This is a genomic window from Sporosarcina sp. CAU 1771, from assembly GCF_054482775.1.
This window is the reverse complement of the sequence record NZ_JBTLRN010000001.1, coordinates 243,350-261,075: the sequence shown is the minus strand read 5'-3', so window position 1 is coordinate 261,075 and position 17,726 is coordinate 243,350. Positions and strand designations below refer to the sequence as shown.

Genomic DNA, 17,726 nt, shown 5'->3' with positions numbered 1-17,726 from the left:
ATCTCCTTTACTTAAAACGTCTTAATCACCACAATGCCGGCTATCACAAATCGTACAGTGAAGCCGGCATGAAGTGTTTATAAATTAGCGTAGATTTTCGATCATGTAGTAAATGACTTTAGCCGCTTGACCACGAGACGCGTCGTTTCTAGGATCGAAGAATTTTGCGCCTTCTGTTCCTTTACCGCTAATAATCCCGAGACCCGCTGCTAAATCAACAGCTTCTTTTGCGTAATCGTCAATTTTTTCTACATCTGTAAACACGATGTTGTTTGAGACATCTTCAAGTACACTTTCATCTTTGTATTTAATCGCACGAATAATCATTGTTGCCATCTGCTCTCGTGTAATTTGTTCGTTAGGACGGAATTTACCATTGCTTCCTGTAGTAATTCCCGCTTCTGCTGCTGCTTCGATTTCCTGAACGGCCCAGTCTAAGCTAACTGGCACATCAGAAAATGTTCCCTTATACGCTACTTTCGGAAGATCTAGTGCACGGGACAACATGATTGCAAATTGTGCTCTTGATAATTTATCATTTGGACCAAACGTTGTAGGTGTTTTCCCTTTTACAACACCAATCGTCGTAAGTTCTTTGATATACTCTTTAAAATCTGATTTTTGAATGTCTTCGAATACGGCTACATCAAATGAAAGTCGGACGTCATAGTTGCCCGTGTGATTCGCTGCTGCTACAAAGACAGTAATTTTTGTGTCAAGTATTTTTGAGAGGTCTGCAACTTCGAATGCTACAGTTCTAGTGTTTTTTTCTTCATCTACATCGATAACAGTTGCATCTACAAATTTCTCGCCTTGTTTCACTTTAAACTCGGTAATTTGTTCATTGTTTGTAAATGTTAAACCGATAACTTTCACGCCATTTTCTACAGTTAACTTAGCCGGTGTTTTCATGTATCTAACCATTCCTGCAGATACTTCTGCTTTCGTAGCATGTAATGGTTTATAGTCAATCGTATACGTTCCATCCTTAATTACTCCTGGTACCGTTATTCCTGATATTTCTGGAGTTTTAATCTCGTCAAATTTCAAACGAAGGTCATATGTGTGATCATATTCTCCAATACCTGGTACATCTGTAACGATAATATGCGCTTTAATATTCAAAGGTTTTGTAAGATCTTGAACTTCAAATTTAACAATTCTTGTGTTGTCTTCTTCATTAGAGCTAACTAGTTCAGCTTCAGCGAATGTACCTGGTTGACCAGTTTGAACTTGTAGCGATTGCCAAAATGCGCTTTGTGTAAGGGTCAGAGTTGCGTATGTCTTACCGTCTTCCACACTAATTGTAGCAGGGCTCTCCATAAAATCACCTGCTGTAGATTCATCATTACTTTCGGCTTTAAGTACTTTAAATCCCAGTTCTAGGTTCTCCGCCGCCGTCAATTCAGCTGCTTCGGATGGAAGTGCGGGTAATATAGTGAATAAAATCAGTAGTGCTGAAAATACCGTCATTAGTTGCTTCTTCATTTGTTTGTCTCCTCATAATTACATATTATTTTTTTCTCTTGGCTGAACTCAGTTTACGAGCTCCTAGTAAAACGATTAGAACCGTTACTCCAATTAGTACATAAATGAATAGCTTTTGTTTGCTGCCTTTTTCCGATTCGGAAGTGGTCAGAACGACCGCTGGCTCGTCCGTTTCCTCAACGGAATCAACATCAAAAGCCATTCGGACCGAATACTTATGATCATAAGCTGGCACCATATCTTCAATAACTACATGCATTTTCAGCATTACAGGATCTGAAATATTTCCGTCGACCTTAAATGCTACTACACGGTAATCATTTTCCAAATCTTCGCTAATGACATGCATATCCTCAAATAAATCCCCATTAGGAGACTGCAAGACTTTGACCCATTTACTATGATTTACTGTGTATTGCACAAAGTACTCACCATTATCTAAAGTGAGGATTGCCGGCTTTTCAAAATAATCATTCGCAATTGAGACAGAGTTTGTTTCGGGCTGCAACACTTCAAAATCAATTTGATATGTTCCATCTGTAAGGTTAGCCGCACGGACTTCTTCCATGCTATCTATTGCAAGTCCAAATAAAAAAGCGCTAACTAAAAATGGTAGAAAAAGAATTCTTTTCACAACGAGTACGCCCCACTTCTAGAAATATATGTACGAATAGTTTTTCTCAAGCCTCCTAATAGATTATAAATGAGAATCGTTATCAATCATTACTCTTATCATACTATCTTATAGATAGTCTTTATTCAATGAGTAGATTAAGTCTTCACACTTTGTTCATATGATTATCACTGAATCATGACATTTTTATGTTGAAATGCTAAAAAAGTATCCCTAGAATAAACAATTTTCAAATCGTTTTATTCTAGGAACAGTTACTGTGAAAACTTCTTCATTTTAATTAATTTAAAATGGTGACTTATTTAAATATTGTCCTCCATCTAGCGTGACAATTTCCCCGTTCATATACGATGCTTTTTCAGACATAATGAACGCTGCTAATTCAGCAACTTCTTCGGGTTTTCCCAATCTATTTAAAGGAACCGATTCAAGTGTTTTTCTAGCTGCTTCTTCAGACTGCCACAGCCTATCCGCACCCCCTGTGCGCTCGATGGGACCTGGGGCTATACCATTAACCCGAATTCCATACTTGGTTCCCCATTCAACAGCTAACGTTCTTGTTAGAGACATCACGCCCGCCTTGGCAGCTGCAGAATGTACGACACCAGCACCCGCATCCCAAGCGTAGGTTGCAAGCATGTTTATAATAGAACCTTGCGTACCTTTTTCAATCCAATACTTCCCGACAGAACTTGAACAGTAGAATGCACCGTTTAATACGATGTCGATTACTGTCCTCCACCCATTAGGTGATAAGTCTTCGGCATTGACAATAAAATTCCCCGCAGCATTATTTATAAGCCCGTCGATTCGACCAAAACTCGAGTCTGCAAATGCAACCATAGCCTCAACCGATTCGACATTTCGGACGTCCATTTGAAAAGTATGGATATTCTTCCCGAGTTCATCCTTTGCAGCTTGTAATCGATCGGCATCTCTTCCCGTAATGACCACGTTTGCACCTTCAGCCGCAAACTTTTGCGCCATATACTTCCCCATACCATTTGAACCGCCCGTAATAATAATCACTTTGTCTTTAAACATAGCAAATCCCCCTTTTCCGTGAATGAATGTTCACTCATTATTGTATCATAAAGTGTATTCAGTAACATAAAATAAGCAGATTACAAGCTTCCCCGTAATCTGCCTCCAAAACTATTCCGCTTCAGTAAAGTATTTGTCCATTATTTCCTTTAAAGGTACAGCTTTACTATATAGATACCCCTGTGCTTTTTCGCAATTTGCGTCAAGTAAAATTTGAGCTTGCACTTCCTTCTCGACACCTTCTGCAATGACTTCCATTCCCAAATTATGCGCAAGATTAATAATTGTCTTTGCAATTGCTTCGTTTCTTTCATCATTTTCAATATCATGCACAAATGAGCGATCTATTTTTATTATGTCAATTGGATACTGCTTTAAATAACTAAGTGAAGAATAACCCGTTCCAAAATCATCAACAGAAATAAATACACCAATTCTTTTCAATTCGTTTAATGTATGTAAGGTCTCATCAACACTCGTCAATGCACTCTCAGTAATTTCAACTTCCAGAGACGAAGCAATAATCCCATACCTCTCCACTTTTTCTTTTAACTGATTGCAAAAAGATTTCATTCCAAATTGTATTGGTGAAATATTAACGGCAATTCGAACTGGACGCAACTGCTGGTCTTGCATTTTCTTCAGCTGAGTACACACTTCGTTAAGTACCCAATCTCCAATTTTATGAATCAATCCTGACTCCTCGGCAATAGGAATGAACTTACTCGGTTCAACAAATCCAATCTTTTTATTGTTCCAACGAAGTAGCGCCTCAAAACTATTCACATAACCCGTTCTTAAATCTATTTGAGGTTGGTAATATACTTCTAATTCTTCAAGCTCGATTGCTCTATGTAAATGGGATTCCAATAAGGCTTCATCAAAAATTACTGCATTCATTGACTTTTGATACATCTGATATTGAGATCGACCATTGTATTTAGCATATGACATTGCCTGTTCAGACCGTCTTAGCAAATCACCAATAACACTACCGTCTTGTGGATAGATTGAAATCCCAATAGACGCTGAAACAAAGTATTCATGCCCATTATAAATATGTGGCTTTTTAAACTCGTTTAATATGTGTTGGGCAACTTTCTCTGCACCCTCTTTGCAGTAATCCAGTAGTGTAATAATAAATTCATCACTACCATTTCTATATAATCGGCCTTTCATAGGACATATACCTTTTAATCTTTTGGCAACCATCTTCAATATTTCATCTGCTCCGCCATGCCCAATTGATTCGTTGATTTTTTTAAATCGATCTAAACCAATGTGAATAAAATAAAGTTGCCCTTTATTTTCCAATGTAGAAACTGAGTCATTCACAAAGTGCTCTTTCATTAACCTACGATTCCATAATCCTGTTAATTCGTCATGATTTGAAAGAAATAGAAGCTCTTCGGTACTCTTTTGATTCAGTGAACTTTGCCGAATTATTATGTGAACCTCACTAACTTCGCCCTCATAAACTGTTGGTACTGCTTTCAAATTAACCGATAATTGCTTCATATATTTAGTGTAAATTAATACGTTTTCCAATTCAGTAGATTCTAACGAAAATGACCTTTCTAGAAATACGCGCAATAACCCAAGATTCTCGCTTCCAAAAAGTTTACTAACCGAGAAATTTATTAACTCGGAATCCTCATAACCAAGTTCTTCATACGCAGCTGGATTCGCATGAATTACTTTCCAGTCCCGATTCACAGATAAAACAGGATCCATATTTAGATTGATCATTGATGTATATTTATGTTGCAATTGGATACGTAATTCACGTTCATTTACACGATCCTGACGTTCGCATAGTTCAATGTAGAATACTTCTTTGTTATTCTCAATGTCCCATTGTATTTCTAACTCAAACAAAACTAACTTTCCATTAACCCTAATATAAAATTCTGAGCACGCGTTAGAATCATCTTGGTATTTCCGAATTTTCACATCTATTTCTGGCCAAAGTTCACTTCCTATTATTTCGTTCAAATTGATATCACTAACAGAAAAGTAGTTCTTTGCAATTTCATTGGCATACCGAATATGTATTGTATCATTTGTATGTTTTTCAAGTAGCAGACACATTGTAGATGAATGCTTTTCAATATATTTCTCGAGGCTTTGTGCTATACTTTTCTTCAATTTACAATCCTCCGTAGGTAAGTCTTTAAAGTAGTCCCTATTTACAAATACTTTATCCCAAAACGAACTTTACGTTACATTACTAATGCAACCTATCAAATCATTGTTCAATGATATTCGTTTTGCATCGAAAATTTTAATGACTATGTAAAATTGTACAACCTTCAATAATATTGATACTATAGATGTTCAGATAATCCATTATAAAATCAGTTCATTTACTTGATTATTATTTTCAGGGAACTATTTAATATGAACTATCAAACTTTCTGTAAGGAGGACTATTTTGGATTCAAAACTCTCTACCAAAGAAATAGCGATTGCAATTTATACAGTAAATCGCCATGCGAAAACTGCTCCAGATAATAAACAGCTTTATGTATTAAAAAAAATGGCTATCGACAAGTTACTTGTGACCGGTAAAGCTGAAAAAATTGGCTTACACTTTGTCGAAAATCCAAAGTTTAGTAAACAACATTCAACTACATTAATCCGCTGCGGTGAATTTCTCTTTCATACAATTCCCGAAAAAGAAGACTTCAAGACCCTTCCTCACCTTGGTCACCAAGATCAGACTGCACGTAACCCACAAGAACGAATGGGGCTGAAAAGCGCAAAGGATCTACTAGAAAAATATGTTGAATTCCCCTCTTTATTTGAGAAACCTATGGAAAAGCCTAAAATAATAAAGACTCAGAGAAAAAAAACAAATGCGCTAAAAAACAACAACAGCTTTCGGTCATCCTATCTAGATGGTTGAAAAAACAGACTGATTCATGCTAGCTAGCATAGAATCAGTCTTTTTTTACGAATAGATTTTACTTATTCAAAGTAGCTACACTTCATTTTCAATTTTCCAGTAGTTCACTTTAACTGTTCAGCAACGACTTTCTCAAAATCTACAAGTAAAATCATTTTATTACCACGCTTAATAACCCCGGTTATTGGCACTTCATGGCCTTCGTATGTATCCGATGCATTTTCAATTTCCGAAAAGTTAATACGCTCAATTTGAGTTACAGCTGATACATCTAATCCTATAGTTGTACCATCCAATTCGGAAATGATAAATTTTGCTTCTTCATCAGCTTTCGTACAATTGTTACCTGTCACCTTTTTCAAATCAACCACGGGAATAACTTCTCCACGCAATTGAATAATTCCCTCAATGAATGGATGTAAATGTGGTAAAACCGTTATAGGGACGGGTTCTATAATTTCTCGAACATGGTTTATTCCTATAGCAAAATGATTTTTTCCAACACGGAACTCTACATATTCAAATTGTTCATGTTGCACTAGTTCTGGTTGCAATATGCTCACCATGTTCAGCTCCTTAATAAATTCTAAGAACGATTGACAAGTCCATTATTTGTTTTATCGGCATAATACTATTTTTATTTAGGCTTAATCTACTTTAGTTATAAAATTTATAGAGAACTTGAGTTCCTTTGTTTCCGAATCCTTGTTCAACAAGTTGAATGTAAGTATCTTTGGCGAGTTGCAAACCAGGTAATTTCAAATTCATAGACTCCGCCTCTTCAAGTGCAATGTTCATATCTTTCAAGAAGTGTTTTACATAAAAACCGGGTTCAAAATCTTCCCTAAGTATACGCGGTGCTAAGTTGGATAAGGACCAAGAGCCCGCCGCGCCCGATGCAATTGACTTTAAAACTGTTTCAGGATCGAGTCCCGCACTCGACGCATAAGCAAGCGCCTCACAAACGCCAATCATGTTCGTGGCAATTGCAATTTGGTTGCACATTTTTGTGTGTTGACCCGCTCCTGCTTCTCCCTGATAAACGATATCTTTTCCGAAAATCGAAAGGAGTGGTAATGCTTTCTCGAAGTCTACTTTGTTACCTCCACACATTATTGAAAGCGTCCCATTTTTAGCCCCAATATCTCCGCCCGAAACTGGAGCATCGATTGATCCTATTTCACGACCAGTTGCTTCTTTAGCAATTCGCTTTGCAAGTGCCGGGCTCGATGTTGTCATATCAATAATCAGTTGCCCCGCTGCACTCCCTTCAAATATCCCATCTTCATCAAAATAAATACTTTCTACGTCAGTGGGATATCCCGCCATTGTAAAAACAACATCTGCCCCTCTTGTTGCATCGGCCGGAGTATTTTTCCAAACTGCACCTTTTTCTAATAAATGATTTGCCCTTTCCTTTGTTCTCGTATAGACAAACACTTCATACCCTGCCTTTAATAAGTGTTGAATGATGCTACTTCCCATAACTCCTGTACCAATAAATCCAACCTTCGATATTTTCAATGTAATTTGCCCCCTTCATTTCACCCTATCGTATCAAAACTCTTGAGAATTTTCATTTTTTAATTTTCTTAAACAAACAAAAAAGGAGAACGGGTCCGGGTATGGACTCGTCCTCAAAAGGGGGAAATGAGAATGTTGCTGTGTTCAATCTTACTTTGCCCCTTTTCCAACGTAGTTAAACCTCATTCGAACAATTATTATAAAATTCGATCATTATTTTACGTATGTGCAAGCAGATTTTTCACCGTTGCTTTTGTTTTCTAAGTGAATCAAGTTGATTGAGTAGTTGATCTAATTTCTGGCTTAGCATTATGGTATTTATTGAATTGATTCCCTCAACATTTGCCACAAAATACATCTCTTTACGAATGCGTTCGACTTTTTCCTCCAATTCCCCCTCCAAATGAATCCTCCTATAAATTGAGTTCTTTTCAATTGATGAACTTCGGCAAAACAAGTACTTTTTTTATAATAAATAAAATCCTTTACGCTTTAAGTAAATTCATGCACACTATAACTAATACTAGTAGACGTTGCTCAAATGAAAAAGATGCGCATATGAAACATTTCGTTAACAGAAACGTCTATTTATATACTAAGGAGGAATTACTATGAAAATCCGTTTTATTTTTTCACTTACACTACTATCAATCCTATTGTTACTCGCTGCATGTGGCACCTCTGAATCCGTTGATGAAAAAAACAATGAAGATACAATCGAAGAATCTACAAATTCTTCCGAAACCATTGACGACAAAAATGATTCCGTAAAAGAAACTGAAGGTGAAACTCCTAATGAAACAACTAATGACAAGGAAAGCGGTAGTTCAGAAGTGAATAATCCGAGCGACAAAGAAGAGACATTAACTGCCAATCGTACAGAAACAATTGTTTTAACATATAACGATGGCGAGAACGTAAAAGAAAAAGAGGCAGAACTTACAAAAAGTGATGAACAAGATTATTCAATGTATGTCTTGCCTACTTACGAATTAACAAGCGAAGAACCCGGTCGAGATAGTTTGCTCTTTGGAGACGGAACAGTTTTTATGCGCATTGAAACAATGGTTGCTGAAGAAGGAACGCACGCTTTCGCTTTAGAGAATATTCACGCTACCTTAGAGGCCTCAAGTGCTAATGGCGTAATCGAAGAAATTACGGATGCATCCTTATTGCCTTCAAACGAAGAGATTACACATGCAAAAGGATTTTCACTCAAGCTAGATACTGTTACTCTTTCAGGATTGGTTTTTGAGCGAGACGGCATCGTCGTAAAATTAACTATTTTTGATACCCCTGAAAGAGAACATTACGATGCTTTCCTTCAAATGGCTAACACGATTATGAAGGATTAAGCACTAGAACTATATTTATTAATTATATATTCATTAAAAATGCTGCGCCTTTATATAAAGCGTCGCATTTTTTTTGAACTGACGATGCCACTCCTTCTTCGATAAATTCACCTTTCGCATTCATTGCTGGTTGTGGAAATTTAACTAGGAACTTTGTACCAATACCTACTTCGCTCTCAACAGATATAGTCCCTTCATGTTCCTCAACTGTTTTTAATACAAACGGTAATCCTAGCCCTGTCCCTTCATCTTTCGTTGTGAAATAAGGTGTAAATATATTTTGCAACTGTTTTTCTTTCAGTCCTGTTCCTGTATCTACAATTGACACCGTCACTCCGTTTTCTAGTGATTGCTCAATTGTTATCGTTAAAGTTCCACCTGACGGCATAGCTTCCAATGCGTTTTTAAATAGGTTAAGAAATACTTGTTTGAGTTTTCCTTCATCACCATAAATCGCGCAATTTAACAAAACGCAATTTTTTTCGATAATTTCAACTTTGTCTATATTTGCTTTAGGAAGAATTACTTGAACAATAGAAGATATCAAGGCTTTTAAATGAATTATCTCTTTTACACTTGTACTTGGTTTCGATAAAATAAGCATTTCACTCAATATCGACTCCATTCTAATAATTTCATCATCAATTACTGTTAAATACCTTTTGGACTCTTCTGTCGCAGACACTTTTAAAAGTTGTGTAAACCCTTTCAATGATGTCATTGGGTTACGAATTTCGTGGGCAATACTAGCCGCAAGTTGACCTATTGTAGACATTGTATCTTTACGTGCCAAACCCTCTTCTATTTTTGTTTGTTCCGTTCGATCTTCTAACTGAATTAAATACATACAAGTATCTTCTATATAAATTATTTTTATTTGAAAATGTCTTAAACCTCTTTTTTCTAAATTAACTGTCGTGTAAAATTCAGATTTCCCATTAGTAACTGCCTCTTTTAAATGTGTTTCATATTGATTATATATTTCAGGATGTAAACACAAGACGTCTTTTAATCGAGTTCCTACATGTTTTTCTCTATCAATCTGTAACTCATTTGTACAAATTTCATTAAAATCATAAATTATTTTATTTTGATCCATAAAAAACATCATGTGATTCGATTTGTAAAAAGCATTTGCATATGTGGTTTCCAATCTTTTCGCTGTAATTTGTGGTTTTTTAAAGTGTGCGATAACACCTTTAGAAGAGATAGAATATACTAGTTTAATTTCAAAAAATAAAAATGTATCCACACTAGTTTGAATTGGAAGATAGAATATTACTTTTTGCATTTTTCCGACTATCTCAAGAAACTCTTTCCATGTTTCTTTTGCTGCATCACTAAATAACTCTTGAATGTTATTCAAATTTTTCAATCGAAAAGCATTATGAAATGCATCATTCACTTGAATAAGTTCACCATCATAGCTTAAATAAGCAACTGGATCTGTTAATTCATCTAAAAAGTAATCTATCAATTCGTTGACCTTCTCAGTCTTCAAACTCTTACCTCCTAATCCTATTAATAACGGTTCGAAAATTATAAGTGGTCATGCAGGGCGTTTAATCCGCAACTATCAATGAATACTGATTATTTCATAAATAATAAAAAAATGATATAGTTCAAAAGGCTATTGTCAGTTAACTAGGATACATTCAAAACTATATTTCACTATGTATATATATACACCTGTATTATATGTTTAAACTCCACTATAGTCCTGATTTAAAGTTTACTTCCCATGCATAAAGTTATGTCCTTTGAATACCCGCTCATTTATTATACTTTTAAAATGCTATTTCTTAGCTAATATAAAGCAGATTTTTAATATTTTGTCGAAATTTGTCGTTTATTGCTCCTCATTAATAAAGGCTTTCACCTAACCCTAAAATAAGGTGAGTGAAAGCCCAATATTATCCTATGATTACTCGTTCTTTCGGGTAATGATAATGAGTCTTCTTACTTTGACCACCAAGTGTGAATAAAAATGAAATTAAACCGACTCGACCAATAAACATAAGGATCATAATAATTATTTTTCCGAAAAAAGACAAGTCTCCAGTAATACCCAGCGACATTCCACACGTTCCAAATGCGGATGTTATTTCAAATAATAATTGAATCGAAGTCATTTCTGGTTCAGTAACATGAAGAATAATAATTGATACAAAAACCATCACAATCGCCACTAAAATCACAGCATATGACCTGAAAACATCAATTAATTTAATTTGACGATGAAATACATGAATTACCTGTTTTCCTCTCGCAAAGTTAAAGAGAAATAAAAGAGCTATTGCGAAGGTGGTTGTTCTAATACCCCCTCCAACTGAACTGGGGGACGCTCCGATAAACATTAATGAACTAATTAATATATCCGTCGCTTCACCGAATTGGGTTATATCAAATGTTGTGAGTCCCCCTGATCTTGATGAAACAGAATGGAATAGAGACGTGAATAGTTTTTCATGCCAAGCCATTCCTTTGAATGAATTCGTCGATTCCAGTAAGTAAATCATCACTGCTCCAAAAACTAGAAGTATTCCAAATGTTAACGTTGTTATTTTTGTGAACAAAGAAAATCTAAAGTTCGGTACTTTCTTCGAGAAAAAACTTTTCACTTCAATTAATACAGGAAATCCTATCGCACCAAGAATAATCAAAATCATCGTTATTATTTGAATGAAATAATCATTAAAATAAGGGATGAGTGATTCGCCGGTAATATCGAATCCCGTATTCGTTGTTGCAGATACCGACATGAATAAACCATTAAGAAAAGCCTCACCGAATGAATCGTAAAATCTCATTATATAAAATGTGAATATAAGTCCACCGATAATTTCTATCAGAAAAATGATTTTAACAATTTCCCGGATTAAGTGTACAACACCCGCAAGACTATATTGGTTATGGTCGACCATTATCAATTGACGTTCACGCATACCTATTTTCTTTTTTATAATTAACCAAAAGAAGGTGCCTATTGACATGATCCCAATTCCGCCGAACTGCAGGACGATCATAATCATTGCTAATCCAAATGTTGAATAGGTGTCTGCAATACTGATTGTCGTTAGTCCAGTAACACTTACTGCACTCACAGCTGTAAATAAACTATCGATAAGTTTAACTTGTACACCTGGTTGATAAACGCCTGGTAAATTTAATAATAGAAAGGAAATAGCGATTGCCATAAAATAATAAAACACGATAATTTGCGCGGGTGTAAATCTCCGTAAATTCTCATGTGTAATTTTCAACTTTATCACCATCCCCTTCAGCAAAATAACGTGTTGAGCTTTAGTTTAATTAAGTATTTGTAAAAATGAAAGGAAAAACACTATAAAAATGAAAAAAGTCACGCCATGTAGACGCAACTTCACTTAATTTCATTAGTTTTTCTTTTTCTGATTCTTTCTCACGCCAACTAAGTACCCGTTTAAGGCAATCCCTATTAGGACAATCCAGAATGTTGATTTCCAAAGTGTTGAATGTGGAAAATCCGGACTAATAATTTGAAGTTTTTCATGTGCAAGTGTGAGGACAACCAACTTAACCCCCACCCAACCAACGATTAGAAAGGCTGCAGTCTCAAGTGAAGGAAACTTTTCTAATAAGCGTACAAATCTACGAGCAGCAAAACGCATAATAATTAGCCCTACAATCCCACCTGTTAGCATCACTGCAAATTGTGCACCGTTTATGCCACCTATATGGAAATCCCCTATAGGAGGAAGCGTAACCGCAATTGCTACCGCAGCTAACATCGAGTCCAAAGCAAACGCAATATCTGCCAATTCTACTTTAACGACAGTCATCCAGAACCCAGATTTCTTACCTGAATCTAGATGCAAATCGGAATTCTTCTTTATCTTTTTATCGTAAATACTCTTAATTGAAATAAACAATAAATATGCAGCACCTATTGCTTGGATCTGCCAAACGTTCACCAAAAATGTAATCATGAATAATGCAGCAAAGCGAAAAACAAACGCACCCCATAGTCCATAAAATAATGCTTTTTTCTGTTGAACGCGTGGTAAATGCTTAACCATAACCGCCATGACCACTGCATTATCTGCTGCCAATAACCCTTCTAATACTACAAGTACAATGAGGACCCATGCATATTCTAACAGTATTGCTTCCAATATAACTCCTCCTACCAATGCGATAATTTAAAAATCAACAATCAAAAAAGACCCTCACCTAATAAATAGGCAAAGGTCTCGCTAAGTCAGTAATGTTTATCTGGCTATCATAACCGATGGCCTAAGCCATGTATTGACGATTATGAAATAGGTTTCCCCATAGCTACTCCCCTTTGACAACAGTCAAAAGTTATTAAGTTGACGTTCTTTAAAAATAGTATACCACTTTCGGCTAAAAAGTAAACATTTACGTTATTGAATTTGAACATGATAATCAGAATTGCTTTTATGAACACGGTAAAAGTCCGTCATAGCTGGAATCGAATCGATAAAGTCAGCACACTGAATAGTACTGCCCTCAAGAAGTTGCTCAGCAACGGTTGTATCGAATGTCGCATTCCATGTTAAATACCCTAACGTTTCAACTTCAACACCAAGTAAACGTTGCAATTTTTTTGATGAAAGTCCTTTTTCAGCAATTGGATAAGGCAGTCTTCCTTTAGGCTTTTTACCAGTCAACTCCATTACCATCGCTTCGTATACTTCTCTAATCGGATGTGGAGCCGGGTCAGTAAGATGGACAGTACATCCCGCAGCTTGGGGATGACCTGATAAAAAAACAGTCGCATCGATAATATAATCAATAGGCACAACATTAATTTGAACATCCATTTTTCCGATATAAGGAATTAACGGCATCCATTTAAGTCGGTCAATCATATTCATAAAGAAATAAGGTCCATCAAACTTAATCGTTTCACCTGTTTTTGAATTCCCACGCACAATACCAGGTCGTATTATCGTTACTGGGATAGACTTTTTTAAATGCTCTACCAACAATTCAGCTTCGAACTTCGTTTCTTCATAGTGATTTTTAAAACTCTCTGGACGAATCAACTCGGTTTCTAATAAAGCACCTTCACGCATTCCTGCTACATACGCCGTACTAAAATACATATATCTTACAATACGAGGATGTGCACTTAGATATGCATTCACTTGTTTCGTGCCCTCTACATTCACTTTCCAAGCGATTTCCTCTTTAACAGCAAGATCATAAATTGCTGCAAGATGCCAGACTGTTAATGCCTCTTTCTCTAGTTTTTCCAATTCTTTTTCTTTCATCCCTAGGTTTAGTTCTGTAATATCTCCACTAATTACTTCGAAAGGTACCTGGATTTCTAACTCATCCATTAGTGCATCAGCTTTTTCAATCGCCTTTCCCATTTGACTCGGTTGAACAAGCGCATATATTTTAGTCGCTTTTCCCTTACTAATTAACTCTTTTATTATCTGAGAGGCAATAAAGCCAGGAAAGCCTGTAAAGAAATGTGTACTCATCGAATTGCCCCCTTTTAATTTACTATATCATTATACTTATGACGCTGCAAGAATATTCAGAATAAAAATAGAGCCCCCGTAATGGAGGCTCTTATCTTATCTTTTCGGAACTGCGCGTCTTCTAGTTTGTCGATCAAACAAACTATAAATGATTGGCACAATATAAAGGGTCAACAGAGTCGATGTAATGAGTCCACCAATCACAGCGATCCCCATTGGTTGGTTCATTTCTGTACCTTCTCCCAATCCTAGTGCCAGTGGAAGTAAACCTAGAATTGTTGTTAAGGCGGTCATTAGAATCGGACGAACACGATCCTTCACTGAAGAAAGAATCGCTTCATACGAACTAAGCCCAGCATCTTTTCTTTGATTAATATAATCAACTAAAACAATACCATTATTTACAACAATTCCGACTAGGACAAGTATCCCTATAACTGCAGTTATGCTAATCGGCGTATTGGTAACAAGCAAACCAACGGATACACCAACAATCATTAGAGGTACTGAGAACATAATAACGAACGGATATTTAAAGGATTCAAATTGAGCAGCCATTACGATATATACAAGTACGACAGCAAGTATGATGGCCATTAACATATCGTCAATCGCACTTTCAAATAATTCGCGGTCGCCACCGTAAGACAATTCCACTTCAGATGGCAGACCAAGTTCATCTACCAAATCATTTACTTTCGTTGTCATTTCTCCAAGCGAATTGGACGACTCATATTTAACATCAAAGGTTACCGAGTGCGACTGATCTACTCGTTGAATCGATACAGGTCCCTCAGCAATTTGTAAATCTGCAATTTGATTCAGCGTCACAAATTCACCTGATGGCGTTCGAAGTTTTAATTTGCGTAGCTCATCTATGCTATCACGGTACTTTTCATCGTATTGAACATTAACCGCATAAATTACTTCTTCTTCACCAATAATTTGTGTAGCAAATGAACCTCGAGTTACGTTATTGACCGTTTGAGCAATTTGATAAGGCATTAGTCCTTTATCAAAAGCCTTTTCTCGGTCAACATCTATGCGTATTTCTTCAACTGTGTTTAAAAGATTGTTCGACACTTCCATAACTGAATCCATTTGTGCCAATTCACTATTCAATTTTCTAACAGATTCATTTAAAACTTGCTCGTTTGTTCCGTTAAGCGAAAACGTCAGTGTATTCGGTGAGGAACCAGATGCAGCCTGTAAGTTAAAACTAATGTCAGCATCTTCACCAACAAGTTCCAATACTTTTGGTTGGACCTTATCAACAAATTCAAAAATTGAGCGCTCACGGTCTTCAAGTGGCACAAGCTTCACATAAAGTTCCGCAACATTCGCTTTTGAAGATTCTTGCGCTAAACTTTCCTGAGTGCCTCCAACTAAACTTACGTAAACTTCTACATCATCTTGTTTTTTTAACTCTTCTTCAATTTGTTTGACGACATCATTCGTCGCAGTTTTCGAAGACCCGTTTGGCAAATTCACGGATATACTAACAAAGCCTTCATCCGTAGCCGGTAAAAATTCCGTCCCGACTCTTAGTAAACCAAACGCACTTAATCCCAAAACAACCGTTGTCAATAACAAGACAATAATTCGATGTTTCAAAGCCCATTGAACCGACCTCGCAAAATTATTAAGCGACTTCGAGCGACGGCGTCTAGCCTCTTTACTCTTTCTTGGCTTTTTCAACATACGGCTGGCCATCATTGGAACGACCGTTAACGCGACAATTAAAGAAGCGAATAGGCTAAACGAAATCGTTAGAGCAAACTCTAAAAATAGTTGGCCGATCAATCCACTGATGAAGATTACAGGCACAAATACAGCAAGGGTTGTCAACGTAGATGCAGTGATTGCGCCGCCTACTTCTTTAGCACCCTCTGAAGCTGCAATACGCGGTTCTTTCCCCATCGCTAGATGTCGCTCGATATTTTCAATGACAACAATCGCATTATCGACGAGCATCCCAATACCTAGCGCCAAGGCCCCTAACGTCATAATATTTAGTGAGAAATCAGCAAAGAACATAAGAACAAACGTAACTATGACCGAATAAGGGATTGCAACACCAATAATGATTGGACTCTTAATTCCGCGAAGGAAGAGGAAGAGAACAAGCATTGCAAATATGCCACCTAAAATTAGCGATTGCCCTATATTTCCAATTGCTAACTTAACGTAATCACCTTGGTCAAATAAAATGTCTGATTCAACATCTTTAAATTCCTCTGTCTCCAGAAGCTCATCCAACGCCTCTTTAAACGATGTAGAAACATCTGCAGTATTTGCTCCAGACTCTTGCAACACAGACATTAAAACGGCACTCACGTCGTTTGCACGCGTTTCTGTTGAAGATTCAACTTCTGCAATTTCAACATTAGCTACATCTTTAATACGTACCTTTTTCCCATCAAGGGGATTTACTGTGACGATTAAATCTTTAATTTCATCCACAGATGTCAACGTACTAACAATTCGAGTTGTTAGTTGCTTGCCGTCGGTAGTTTCGATTGGCTCCCCAGGCATCGAAACGTTGTTCGCTTGAATTAATTGAACGACATCTTCCTGAGCTAATCCATTTGTTTCCATTTTCTTCTGATCAATTGTAATAAGAACTTCTTCCATAAGTTGACCTGAAACAGAAACGCTTGCTACACCATTCGTCCGTCGTAGCTCCAATTCCAATTGTTCAGCAAGCACTCGAATGTCTACATCTTCCGAAGTTGTGCGAAGTGAAAGCTGGATAACTGGAAATTGCGCTGGATCGAATTTAAGAAAACGTGGTTTATTCGCCCCATCTGGAACTGGGACTTGGTCAATCCGCTGCATAATATCCATTTGGACATCATCAATTGATGTCTCCCAATCAAACATCAACAAGATAAAGTTCGCACCCTCTTGTGATGAAGATTGCATAGACTTCAATCCTGGCGCAGTCGACAAACTATTCTCAAGAGGTTTTGTTACTTTTTCGCTCACTTCCGTTGGAGATGCCCCAGGATAACTCGTTACCACTACAGCAATTGGTGGATTCAATTCAGGAATAAGTGTGATTGGAATTCTTAAAAACGACACTACCCCAAGAATAATAATCAAAAACATAATTACAATTGTAAAAACCGGTCTTTTTATAGAAAAATCACTTATTTTCAAGACCTCTCCCCCTTTTCAGTATTAATTTCGTTTTACTTAGCACTTTTCTATCTCACTAGTTTCTTACGTGAGGTCACTTATAAGTATAGTAATACTTCAATCATAAATGAAAGAAG

The 17,726-nt window shown here is 36.6% G+C and carries 14 protein-coding genes; 2 read left to right on the top strand and 12 right to left on the bottom strand.

Translation table 11 applies throughout. From position 1 onward, the window contains the following. Positions 1-84: 84 nt before the first annotated feature. The 4 genes from ACXYMX_RS01335 to ACXYMX_RS01320 form a co-directional block, all read right to left on the bottom strand. Entirely contained in the window at positions 85-1,488 is a 1,404-nt protein-coding gene (locus ACXYMX_RS01335; RefSeq protein ID WP_459042409.1) for an NEAT domain-containing protein, read from the bottom strand. A 25-nt stretch (positions 1,489-1,513) separates the two neighbouring features. Further along, on the bottom strand, positions 1,514-2,122 hold the full coding sequence (locus ACXYMX_RS01330; protein ID WP_459042408.1) for an NEAT domain-containing protein: 609 nt from the start codon (positions 2,120-2,122) through the stop codon (positions 1,514-1,516). A gap of 285 nt (positions 2,123-2,407) precedes the next feature. Then, positions 2,408-3,166, bottom strand: coding sequence for a 2,4-dienoyl-CoA reductase (gene fadH, locus ACXYMX_RS01325; protein WP_459042407.1), 759 nt, complete (start codon positions 3,164-3,166; stop codon positions 2,408-2,410). A 111-nt stretch (positions 3,167-3,277) separates the two neighbouring features. Beyond that, the gene (locus ACXYMX_RS01320; protein ID WP_459042406.1) at positions 3,278-5,314 is read right to left on the bottom strand and encodes a putative bifunctional diguanylate cyclase/phosphodiesterase; all 2,037 of its coding nucleotides are present in this window, start codon (positions 5,312-5,314) and stop codon (positions 3,278-3,280) included. 286 nt (positions 5,315-5,600) lie between these two features. Here ACXYMX_RS01320 and ACXYMX_RS01315 point away from each other — a divergent pair, with 286 nt between their 5' ends. Then, the gene (locus ACXYMX_RS01315) at positions 5,601-6,074 is read left to right on the top strand and encodes a YkyB family protein (RefSeq protein ID WP_459042405.1); all 474 of its coding nucleotides are present in this window, start codon (positions 5,601-5,603) and stop codon (positions 6,072-6,074) included. A 104-nt stretch (positions 6,075-6,178) separates the two neighbouring features. Here the strand turns inward: ACXYMX_RS01315 and ACXYMX_RS01310 are convergent, their stop codons facing one another. The 3 genes from ACXYMX_RS01310 to ACXYMX_RS01300 form a co-directional block, all read right to left on the bottom strand. Beyond that, on the bottom strand, positions 6,179-6,637 hold the full coding sequence (locus ACXYMX_RS01310) for a chemotaxis protein CheW (protein WP_459042404.1): 459 nt from the start codon (positions 6,635-6,637) through the stop codon (positions 6,179-6,181). Between the two features lie 94 nt (positions 6,638-6,731). Continuing rightward, positions 6,732-7,598, bottom strand: coding sequence for an NAD(P)-dependent oxidoreductase (locus ACXYMX_RS01305; protein WP_459042403.1), 867 nt, complete (start codon positions 7,596-7,598; stop codon positions 6,732-6,734). A 241-nt stretch (positions 7,599-7,839) separates the two neighbouring features. Next, a complete protein-coding gene (locus ACXYMX_RS01300) occupies positions 7,840-8,001 on the bottom strand; it encodes a Spo0E family sporulation regulatory protein-aspartic acid phosphatase (protein ID WP_459042402.1) in 162 nt (53 codons plus the stop codon). A 208-nt stretch (positions 8,002-8,209) separates the two neighbouring features. On the opposite strand from ACXYMX_RS01300, the gene ACXYMX_RS01295 reads away from it, so the two are divergent. Continuing rightward, complete coding sequence (locus ACXYMX_RS01295; RefSeq protein ID WP_459042401.1) at positions 8,210-8,953, top strand: hypothetical protein; 744 nt, start codon at positions 8,210-8,212, stop codon at positions 8,951-8,953. Between the two features lie 22 nt (positions 8,954-8,975). Here the strand turns inward: ACXYMX_RS01295 and ACXYMX_RS01290 are convergent, their stop codons facing one another. The 5 genes from ACXYMX_RS01290 to ACXYMX_RS01270 form a co-directional block, all read right to left on the bottom strand. Beyond that, on the bottom strand, positions 8,976-10,430 hold the full coding sequence (locus ACXYMX_RS01290) for an ATP-binding protein (RefSeq protein ID WP_459042400.1): 1,455 nt from the start codon (positions 10,428-10,430) through the stop codon (positions 8,976-8,978). A gap of 436 nt (positions 10,431-10,866) precedes the next feature. Further along, positions 10,867-12,228: a TrkH family potassium uptake protein gene (locus ACXYMX_RS01285; RefSeq protein WP_459042399.1), complete on the bottom strand. Its 1,362-nt coding sequence runs from the start codon at positions 12,226-12,228 to the stop codon at positions 10,867-10,869. A gap of 120 nt (positions 12,229-12,348) precedes the next feature. After that, positions 12,349-13,107: a TerC family protein gene (locus ACXYMX_RS01280; RefSeq protein WP_459042398.1), complete on the bottom strand. Its 759-nt coding sequence runs from the start codon at positions 13,105-13,107 to the stop codon at positions 12,349-12,351. A 252-nt stretch (positions 13,108-13,359) separates the two neighbouring features. Then, positions 13,360-14,448 (bottom strand): SDR family oxidoreductase, encoded by a 1,089-nt coding sequence (locus ACXYMX_RS01275; RefSeq protein WP_459042397.1) that lies wholly within the window; start codon positions 14,446-14,448, stop codon positions 13,360-13,362. A 96-nt stretch (positions 14,449-14,544) separates the two neighbouring features. Next, positions 14,545-17,610, bottom strand: coding sequence for an efflux RND transporter permease subunit (locus tag ACXYMX_RS01270; protein ID WP_459042396.1), 3,066 nt, complete (start codon positions 17,608-17,610; stop codon positions 14,545-14,547). Positions 17,611-17,726: the final 116 nt, after the last annotated feature.